The following is a 1,523-nucleotide window of genomic DNA, read 5'->3' as shown; positions in this document are numbered from 1 at the left end:
GAGCAGCTTTTTACAGTGGGCGCTTTGACCGAGGTTCAGAAACGGCGATTCCGGCTTCATGTTTTTCAGGGACTCTCTACCCGGCAAATTGGTCGCATGGAAGGGACAAGCCATCAAGCTGTTGCCAAGTCCATAAACCTGGCGATTGCCAAACTTAAAAAATATTTTGCAGCACAGGGTTGACACCCCTGCGGTTTCAGGACGATAGGTGAAAGGCATTCTTTCGAGTGTTCTTCTTTCACCTGTACCTTGACAACCGCATACTCATTCATCAGTAACATCCCCCTTTTCAGTGCGATGAGCAAAAGCCGATTCAGGGGCCGCGCCATGATATACGGACATGATGAGCAGATCCCACCTGATTATCATAATTGGTCTTGCATACAATCCTGTCCTGTATGAGCGAGTAACGGCAGCCTGTAAAAACCGGGCAGCACCCGGCGCGGCCATGACCGGAAAGGGGCATAATGGTACTCCTGTCCAGCCACAGCCCTGCTTAAGATCAGAGTAGTCCATAACATTTGGAAACCATCTGGTTGCAGGATCACGCAATGGGGGCAGCTCGGAGAGATCCTCGGAGGGGTGAGATTCCCGTGGGCCGGTTCGCTGCCGGTCACTGATGACTTCCCAATATGTGCGGGGTGTCAAGGACAAATGGCACATAACAAGAAAACAAATCGGATTTTGTATTTCGCCGGAAATGGGGCAGGTCTTATGGCCTGCCCCGTTTTCCGGCTTACTTAATATTCAGGAGGTCAGTTTATGCGAAAGGCTATCCGGCGTGGCGATCTGTTCTATGCAGACCTGAACCCGGTGGTCGGCTCCGAGCAAGGCGGCATTCGCCCTGTCCTTGTTATCCAAAATGATGTGGGGAATCACTTTAGTCCTACCGTTGTTGCAGCAGCCATCACCAGCAGAAAAGCGAAGAACAGTCTGCCTACCCATATCCTACTTGAGAATGTGCCGGGGCTTGCGCCTACCTCTCTGCTTCTGTTGGAACAACTGCGGACAATAGACCGGAAGCGGCTCCGTGGTTACATTGGGCGTATCAGCACAGAAAAAATGCTGGAGGTAGATGCAGCCCTGGCAATCAGCATCGGCATAGGATACCCCAACGAAAGGAGGACTCACAATGTATGAAAATGACGGCGGCCTACTCTCTCCCAGAGATGCCTACCGATTGATGTTAAAAGACTACCCGGATGTGATGGACATTGGTCAAATGTGTGAGGCGCTTGGCGTCAGTACAAAAACCGGGTACAAGTTACTGAAAGATGGGAAAATTGAGTACCTGAAAATTGGACGGGCTTACCGCATCCCCAAAGCCCACATTCTTCGTTATTTGAAAATCACCTGCTCCACTTTTGCGGAGTAGCAGGCTATGGTGTCGATCTTCACCGGATAGACGCAGAAAGTTAACAATTCTGACGCGGATTTACCTGGAGTTTTGTTCTGTCCGATGATACAATAAAGGTGTCATTGGTAGGTGAACTCAATACCGCAAAAGGAGGAACAGATCAGTA

General features: G+C 50.2%; 3 protein-coding genes. All 3 read left to right on the top strand.

The genetic code is table 11. The features are described from left to right. Positions 1 to 15: 15 nt before the first annotated feature. The 3 genes from B5G42_RS17520 (at position 16) to B5G42_RS17510 (ending at position 1,375) form a co-directional block, all read left to right on the top strand. Positions 16 to 183 (top strand): sigma factor-like helix-turn-helix DNA-binding protein, encoded by a 168-nt coding sequence (locus B5G42_RS17520; protein WP_242961280.1) that lies wholly within the window; start codon positions 16 to 18, stop codon positions 181 to 183. Between the two features lie 579 nt (positions 184 to 762). Continuing rightward, the gene (locus B5G42_RS17515; protein WP_087273165.1) at positions 763 to 1,140 is read left to right on the top strand and encodes a type II toxin-antitoxin system PemK/MazF family toxin; all 378 of its coding nucleotides are present in this window, start codon (positions 763 to 765) and stop codon (positions 1,138 to 1,140) included. Further along, the gene (locus B5G42_RS17510) at positions 1,133 to 1,375 is read left to right on the top strand and encodes a helix-turn-helix domain-containing protein (protein ID WP_006354177.1); all 243 of its coding nucleotides are present in this window, start codon (positions 1,133 to 1,135) and stop codon (positions 1,373 to 1,375) included. The genes B5G42_RS17515 and B5G42_RS17510 overlap by 8 nt, the downstream gene beginning before the upstream one ends. The last annotated feature ends 148 nt before the right edge of the window (positions 1,376 to 1,523 follow it).

It is taken from the genome of Flavonifractor sp. An91, assembly GCF_002159225.1.
GTDB lineage: Bacteria > Bacillota > Clostridia > Oscillospirales > Oscillospiraceae > Flavonifractor > Flavonifractor avicola.
This window is presented reverse-complemented; position numbering and strand designations above follow the sequence as displayed.